The organism is Paractinoplanes polyasparticus, assembly GCF_019710575.1.
GTDB classification, from domain to species: Bacteria; Actinomycetota; Actinomycetes; order Mycobacteriales; family Micromonosporaceae; genus Actinoplanes; species Actinoplanes polyasparticus.
In genome coordinates, this window is record NZ_JAHWFK010000097.1 from 1 (window position 1) to 7550 (window position 7550).

The window sequence follows — 7550 nt, forward strand, 5'->3', positions numbered from 1 at the left end:
GAAATGATCGATCAAGGGCTGTCCTCATGATCAACCGGGGTCGATACCCCCAGCCAAACGTTAAAACTCAAGCTAGGTGATCCTGCGGCGGGCCGCGACGGCCTGGCTGATCCGCCAGTAGCGGATGGGAGCCAGGCGGGCCAGCAGGTCGGCGCCCTTCGCGACGCCGCCGATGACCAGCCGCGGCCGGCGGTCGTGCACCGCCGCCACGATCTGTCTCGCCGCCTCCTCGGCCGGCATGGTCAGCGCCCGCTCGGCGAAGCGCCGCGCCTGCTCGGCCTGCCGGCCGTCCGGGTCGCCGCCACTGACCCGGGCGTTGGCCGCGATGTTGGTGCGGATGCCGCCCGGGTGCACGACGGTGACGCCGACGCCCAGCGGCTCGACCTCGTGGCGCAGCGCGTCGGTGAATCCCCGCACGGCGAACTTGCTGGTCGCGTAGGCCACCTGGCCGGCCGGCGCGATCAGCCCGAACAGGCTCGACACGTTGACCACGTGGGCGCCCGGCCGGGCCAGCAACTGCGGCAGGAACGCCTTGGTCAGCCGCACCACGGCCAGCAGGTTGACCTCGAGCAGCCACTCGAGGTCGGCCAGCGAGTTCTGCTCGAACGTGCCCATCAGCGTGACGCCGGCGTTGTTGACCAGCAGGTCGACGCCGCCGTGACGGCCGGCGACCGCCGCCGCCAGGTCGAGCCGGTCACCGCCGTCACTCAGATCGACCTCGTACGTCGTCACCTCTTGCGCACCGAGGTCGCGAGCCAGCGCGGCCACGCGGGCCAGCCCCTCGACGTCGCGGTCGACCAGCGCGAGCACCGCGCGCCGCCGGGCCAGCTCGAGGGCCAGAGCCGCGCCGATGCCGCTGGCGGCCCCCGTGAGCAGGCACGTCCGTCCGGCGAAGGGGAAGTGCCGTGCGGCGTCAGCCCGATCACTCATCGGTCCATTATCCGGGCCCGGCCCATAAACTGCGGCCCATGACCGCGCCACGCTCCGTCGCTCCGACCGTTGCCTCGCAGGCCGTGCTGGCCCCGCTCACCGACGCCGCGATCTTCCTCGTGGCGACCGTCCGCCCCGGCGGCGAGCAGGCCGTGCGCGACCTGCTCGAAGACATGAGCGGGCTGCAACGCACGGTCGGCTTCCGGCTGCCCGCGGCCCAGCTCTCCTGCGTCACCGGCATCGGCTCCGACCTGTGGGACAGGCTCTTCGCCGGCCCCCGCCCGGCCGAGCTGCACCGCTTCCGCGCCTGGAAGGGCCCCAAGCACACCGCGCCGTCGACCCCGGGTGACCTGCTCTTCCACATCCGGGCCGGGCAGATGGACGTCTGCTTCGAGCTGGCCGCCAAGATCGGCGAGCGGCTGCGCGGGGTGGGCGACATCGTGGACGAGACGCACGGCTTCAAGTACTTCGACGAGCGCGACCTGCTGGGCTTCGTCGACGGCACAGAGAACCCGAGCGGCGCCAAGGCGAGGAACGCGGTGGTGATCGGCGACGAGGACGAGGCCTTCGCCGGCGGCAGCTACGTGATGGTGCAGAAATACGTCCACGACCTCGAGGCCTGGAACGCCCTCAAGGTCGAGGACCAGGAGGCCGCGATCGGGCGCCGCAAGCTCGACAACGTCGAGATCCCCGATGAGGACAAGGCGCCCAACTCGCACGTCGCCCTCAACGTCATCGAGGACGCGGACGGCAACGAGCTCAAGATCCTGCGGGACAACATGCCGTTCGGCTCGGTCAAGGAGGGCGAGTTCGGCACGTACTACATCGCGTACGCCGCCACTCCCGACGTGCCCGAGCTGATGCTGCGACGCATGTTCCTCGGCGAGCCGTACGGCACGTACGACCGCATCCTCGACTTCTCGACCGCCCGCACGGGGTCGCTGTTCTACGTGCCGACCGCCGACTTCCTCGACGACCTGCCCTCAGCCCATGATCCGGGTCAGGTCGGCCAGGGTGTTCAGGCGTAGGTCGCCGTCGAGCCCGCGCAGGGCGGCGGTGTGGGCTCCCGCGGCCCGGCCGGCAGCCAGGCCGACCTCGGCGTCCTCGACCACCAGGCAGTCCGCCGGGTCGACGCCGAGCAGCTCGGCCGCACGCAGGTAGCCCTCGGGGTCGGGCTTGCCGGCCGCGATGTCGTCGGTAGTCACCAGCACCGGCGCGGTGATGCCGGCCGCCGCCAGCCGGGCCTTGGCCAGCCGGCTGTCGGCGCTGGTGACCACGGCCCATGGCAGGCCCCGCAGCGTGAGGTGCACGAGCAGGTCGTGGGCGCCCGGTGTGGCCGTGACGTCGGAGAGGTCGTCGTACTGCAGCTCGAGCTGGCGGGCCGAGGCCACGACCATGGCCCCCTCGTCGAGGTGGGGCAGCAGCTTGCGGACGGTGGTCGCGCTGGGGCTGCCGTGGGCCATCTCGTACGCCTGCTCGCCGTCGACGCCGTACTCCGAGGCCCAGGCGAGCCACGAGCGCAGCACGGCCCCGTCCGAGTCGACCAGGGTGCCGTCCATGTCGAAGAGCACGGCCCGCACCCGGCTGACGTCGAACTGGTCCGACTTGATTTCCGGCACCTGAACCTCCACGCACATAGTCCCGGCAGCCATTGTCCCTGGTGTCCCGGCAGCGACCCGGGGAGGACGGCACGACGCGGCAGGGCGGTGGGGCGGCGACGAGTGGGAGCTGACCCGCCGGGGGTGGCCCGCCGCCGCGAGGCGCGGGCTACCCCCGTACGAAATCAGGGAGTGCGCTTGCGGGGCGTGCCCCGCCGAGCTGTTGTGGCAGGCGCCGGCGTCTCGGCCGCCGTGGCGGTCTTGCGCGGCGCGCGCGTGCGGGGAGTCGCGGCGGCCGACGATGCGGCGTTCGCGGCTGTCCGGCGGGCAGCGGTGGCCCGGGCAGTGTTCGAAGTGGCGGGGGGAGCTGTCTCGACGGGCGCCGGGGGAGCTGTCTCGGCGGGCGCCGGCGGGACGACGGCCGGCAACGCGGGGCTGACCGGCGCTACGGCCGGCGACTCGGACGCGGACGCCCGGTCCCGCTCCTTCTCGCGCTGGATCAAGTCGTCGAGCAGACTCTTGCCGTACTTCTCCTCCAGCGCGGAGGCCTTGCTCTGAGCCTTGCCGGCCCGGGTCACGGCCTTGCGGTGCGCCTTCTCCAGGCGGTCCTTGTCGCGGGCCTGGGTCTTGAGCGCGCGCTTCAGCCTCCTGGCCTCCGCCTCGGCGTTACGCAGCGCCTGCTTCTGCTGCGTGGTCAGGTCGGCGTTGGTCCGGAGCCGGTTCTCGAGCTCGGTGACGGTTGTCCTCGTCCGTTCGGCGGCGGCGTGCGCGGCGGCGGACTGCTCCCTGCGGCGGTCGAGCTGCTTGCTGGTCACGGCCTCTCCTTTCCTCCCTCTGGCCCTACCCCGGCAGCGGGACGGCAATCGTCAGGAGGACGTGTCCGGCACCGCCGCGGGTGCGGACTTGCGCGCGCGACGGCGGCGGATGTGCCGGACGTGCAGCGCCACGTAACCCGCAACGGCGAGCACGACAGCCGTGATGGCCCACCACTGATAGCGGTGAGCGTGCTCGAAGATCTTGACCAGATGAGTGCCGAGCAGGAACGCGATGGTCGTCCAGAAGGCTACCCACAGGGCGGCGCCGATGGCGTTGTAGATCAGGAATGTGCGCCACGGCATGGCGGTGATCCCGGCGATGACCCCGTTGAACTGGCGCAGACCGTCGATGAACCGGGCCACCAGCACGACCCGGCCGCCCCGGCGGGCGAAGAAACCCTCGGCCCGGGCCAGCCGTTCGGGTGTCAGGAACACGTACCGGCCCCAGCGCAGGGCCACCTTGCGACCGCCGCGCACCCCGATCCAGTAGCCGATGTTGTCGCCCAGCACGGCCGCGACGAACGCGATGGCCGCCACGGCGAAGATGTTCATCCGGCCGGCGCCCGCGTAGACGGCCGCGGCAACCATGATCGTCTGGCCGGGCGCGGGTACCCCGAAGCTCTCGACGCCGATCATGCCCCCGACGGCGAGATAACCCCAACGATCGAGAATCGGGGCCACGCCCTGCAGGAATCCGGGAAGATCAGCTTGAGGTGGCATCGCGTCAACGGTAACCGGGGCCGTACGGGCGCGACGTGTGGAGTCGCTACTGCGGTTGGTCCTTCGTGCGGTGCAGCAGCCAGTTGACGCCGTCCGTGTGAATCAGCGCGTACCGGTGTGACCCCTCCCGCCCGTGCAAGGTGAAGACGAACCGCTTGTCGTTGCGGTCCTCCTCCTGCCACCAGCCGATGTCCGCGATCGACTTGTCCGCGTCGGTGTACGTGAGGTGGCCCAGGTCGTGATCGGGTACAGCTACGGCCAGCCGGTTGCGAGCCGGGTCGGTCGGCAGCCCCCGTGGCACGGCCCACGACCGCAGCACGCCGTCCTCCTCGAGCCGCAGGTCGAAGTGCGGCCGCGGCTTGCGGTGGTCATGCAGCACGAAGGCGGGCTCCACCCCGCCGACGCTACCTTCTGCCAGAGTGTGCCGATGGCATCGCGATCGGCACCCGCGCTCACCGCCCTGGCCGTCGGCACGTTCGCGCTCGGCATGACCGAATTCGTCATCACCGGCCTGCTGCCGCCGATCGCTGCCGATCTGTCCGTGTCGATCCCCACGGCGGGGCTTCTGATCAGCGGGTACGCCCTGAGCGTGGTGATCGGCGGCCCGCTGCTGACCGCCTCGGTCGCCCGCCGGGCCCGCAAACCGGTGCTGATCGGCCTCCTCGGGTTCTTCGTCGCCGGCAACCTGATCTCGGCCGTGGCCCCCGGCTTCGCCGCCATGATGACCGGCCGCGTCGTCGCCGCGCTGTGCCACGGCGCGTTCATCGGCATCGCCACGATCACGGCGGCCGACCTCGTCCGTCCCGAGCGCCGCAGCAGCGCGATCGCCGCGATGCTCAGCGGCATCACCGTCGCCAACGTGGCCGGCGTGCCCCTGGGCACCCTGCTCGGCCAGCAGTTGGGCTGGCGGGCCACGTTCTGGGCGATGGCCCTGCTCGGCGTGGTGGCCGCCCTGGCGACGGCCGCCTTCGTCCCCGCCACGGGGTCCGGCGATCAGCCCAGCGCCCGGTGGGGCGCCTTCCGCAGCCCCGTCGTCTGGCTCGCGCTGGGCATGACCGCGCTCGCCTTCGGCGCGGTCTACGCGCCCTTCACGTACGTGGCGCCGCTGATGACCGACGTGGCCGGGTTCAGCCCGGGGGCGCTGCCCTGGCTGCTCGTGCTGTTCGGCCTCGGGCTCGTGCTGGGCAACGTGATCGGCGCCCGGGCGGCCGACCGCCATCTCATGCCGACGATCATCGTGGCGTCGACGGCCATGCTGATCATTCTGGTCGTCTTCGCCTGGGCCGCGCACTCGCCGGCGCCGGCCGCCGTGACCCTCTTCGCGCTGGGCGTGGCCGCGTACGCCACCGTGCCCGGCCTGACCACCCGCGTGATCGCCGCGGCCGACGGCGACAACCTCGTCGTCTCGGCCGCCGCCGTCTCCGCCTTCAACCTCGGCAACGCCGCCGGCGCCTACCTGGGCGGCCGGGCCATCGCCGCCGGTTGGGGGTACGACTCGACGCCGCTGGTCGGTGCGGCCATGGAACTGGGCGCGCTCGGACTGGCGGCGGCCCTGCTCCTGGCGGGTCGGATGTCTACCCGGACGAGTGACAAGAGCCGTTCAGCCGAGGTTTTCTAGGCCGCGGCTTGCTTGGCTCGGCAGTCATGTCTGTCGTGACACCAGCCCGGCGCCGGATCGCTGTCGGCGCGCTGATCGCCGCCGTGGTCGTGGCCGCGTCGTCGTTCGCGCTGAAGCGGGCCGACGCCGCCGCCTGGACGACCGTGCAGCCGGGCGCCTTCACCGGCGAGGCCTTCGACGCCTGTACCGCCCCGACCAGTGCGGCCATGACGGCGTGGCGGGCGAAATCGCCGTACCGGGCCATCGGCATCTACATCGGCGGCGTCAACCGGGGATGCGCCCAGCCGCAGCTGAGCGCGGCCTGGGTCAAGCAGCAGGTGCAGGCCGGCTGGAAGCTGCTGCCGCTGTACGTCGGACCGCAGGCGACCTGCACGACGATCGGCGGCGGCCGCCGGCTCATCGACAACGCGCACGCCGAGACCCAGGGCCGGATCACCGCGTCCGATGCCGTCGCGCAGGCCACCAGACTCGGGCTCGCCCGCGAGAGCGTGCTCATCTACGACATGGAGTCGTACCGCACGAACGACCCGGCGTGCCGTCGCGGCGTGCTCGCCTTCATGAACGGCTGGACCGCCCGGCTGCACGACAACGGCTACTTCTCGGGTTTCTACTCCAGTGTGTCGTCGGGCGTGGCCGACCAGGTCGCGAACTACTCCACCCCCGGCTACACCCGCCCCGACTACCTCGACTTCGCCCGCTGGGACCTGGTGTCCACGGTCACCGACCGGGCCATCCCGGCAACCGCGTGGCCCGGAAAGCGCCGCATGAAGCAGTGGCGGGGCGGCCACAAGGAAACGTACGGCGGCGTCACGATCAACATCGACAACGACTACGTCGACTTCGCACCCCTCCCGAAAACCAGGGCAGCCGACTTCTCCGGCAACGGCTGGTCCGACGTCCTCGGCCGCTCCCCGACCGGCGTCCTGTCGGCCTTCCACGGCAACGGCTCCCTGATCGACAACAACCAGCGCCGCACCCTGGCCGACATCCGCGCGACGAACGCCGTGGTCCGCATCGGCGACCTCAACCGCGACGGCCGCGAAGACGTGATAACCCGCCAGACCAACGGCGACCTCTGGTTCCACCCCGGCACAGGCACCACCCTGGGCGCCGGCAAGCGCCTCACCCGGGGCTGGCAGACCATGCGCGAGATCACCGGAATCGGCGACCTCACCGGCGACGGCCGCCCCGACCTGCTGGCCGTCTCCCGAGGCCACAACCTCTACCTGTACGCCGGTCAGCCCGGCCCCAAGCTGTCCGGAGCCAAACTCGTAGGCAGCGGCTGGTCCGGCCGCACCGACCTGGCCGCCGCCGGCGACTTCAACCGTGACGGCTTCCCCGACCTGGCCGCCCGCGACACCGACGGCCGCCTCCACCTGTGGCCCGGCCGCAAGGGCGGCTTCACCGGTGCCCGTCTGCCCCTCAACGCCCCCGCCACCGACCTACGCGACCTGATCGGAGTCGGCGACTTCGACCGCGACGGCTTCCCCGACCTGGCCGCAGTCCAGAAGTCCACGGGCGATCTGGTTCTGCTGGCCGGCATGGGTAGCGCGGTCCGTCCGCCGTTCCGGCTGGCTGCGGGCTATGGGGGGATCGCGCCGTTGGCTTGATCGGGGTGGCGACGAGCCTGGGGTGTCGTGGTCTGGGCGGCCTTCGGGTGTCGTGGTTTTGGGGCGTGCGGCCGGTTGTGGTGGGTGGGTGGTTTGGGGCTTGCCAGGTGGCGCGCGTCGTGGTTCTGGGAGGTGCGGCCGGTTGTGGTGGGTGGGTGGTTTCGGGCTTGCCAGGCGGCGTGGCGTCGTGGTTCTGGGAGGTGCGGCCGGTTGTGGTGGGTGGGTGGTTTCGGGCTTGCCAGGCGGCGTGGCGTCGTGG

At 71.7% G+C, this 7550-nt stretch carries 8 protein-coding genes; 3 read left to right on the forward strand and 5 right to left on the reverse strand.

Going from position 1 to position 7550, the window contains the following annotated elements:
* Nucleotides 1-72 precede the first annotated feature (72 nt).
* Entirely contained in the window at nt 73-930 is an 858-nt protein-coding gene (locus KXC43_RS49940) for an SDR family NAD(P)-dependent oxidoreductase (RefSeq protein WP_221383374.1), read from the reverse strand.
* 38 nt (nt 931-968) lie between these two features.
* Between KXC43_RS49940 and KXC43_RS49945 the strand changes: the two genes are divergently transcribed.
* Nucleotides 969-1958, forward strand: coding sequence for a Dyp-type peroxidase (locus KXC43_RS49945; protein WP_221383375.1), 990 nt, complete (start codon nt 969-971; stop codon nt 1956-1958).
* Here KXC43_RS49945 and KXC43_RS49950 read toward each other — a convergent pair.
* The 4 genes from KXC43_RS49950 to KXC43_RS49965 all read right to left on the reverse strand — a co-directional run bounded on the left by KXC43_RS49950 (nt 1914) and on the right by KXC43_RS49965 (nt 4457).
* Complete coding sequence (locus tag KXC43_RS49950; RefSeq protein WP_308129624.1) at nt 1914-2549, reverse strand: HAD-IA family hydrolase; 636 nt, start codon at nt 2547-2549, stop codon at nt 1914-1916. The genes KXC43_RS49945 and KXC43_RS49950 overlap by 45 nt on opposite strands.
* A gap of 164 nt (nt 2550-2713) precedes the next feature.
* Complete coding sequence (locus KXC43_RS49955) at nt 2714-3343, reverse strand: hypothetical protein (protein WP_221383376.1); 630 nt, start codon at nt 3341-3343, stop codon at nt 2714-2716.
* Between the two features lie 51 nt (nt 3344-3394).
* Complete coding sequence (locus KXC43_RS49960) at nt 3395-4063, reverse strand: DedA family protein (protein WP_221383377.1); 669 nt, start codon at nt 4061-4063, stop codon at nt 3395-3397.
* Nucleotides 4064-4109: 46 nt separating this feature from the next.
* Entirely contained in the window at nt 4110-4457 is a 348-nt protein-coding gene (locus tag KXC43_RS49965) for a DNA polymerase ligase N-terminal domain-containing protein (protein ID WP_308129625.1), read from the reverse strand.
* 33 nt (nt 4458-4490) lie between these two features.
* On the opposite strand from KXC43_RS49965, the gene KXC43_RS49970 reads away from it, so the two are divergent.
* On the forward strand, nt 4491-5681 hold the full coding sequence (locus KXC43_RS49970; protein ID WP_221383378.1) for an MFS transporter: 1191 nt from the start codon (nt 4491-4493) through the stop codon (nt 5679-5681).
* Nucleotides 5682-5707: 26 nt separating this feature from the next.
* The gene (locus KXC43_RS49975) at nt 5708-7291 is read left to right on the forward strand and encodes a glycoside hydrolase domain-containing protein (RefSeq protein ID WP_221383379.1); all 1584 of its coding nucleotides are present in this window, start codon (nt 5708-5710) and stop codon (nt 7289-7291) included.
* Nucleotides 7292-7550 lie beyond the last annotated feature (259 nt).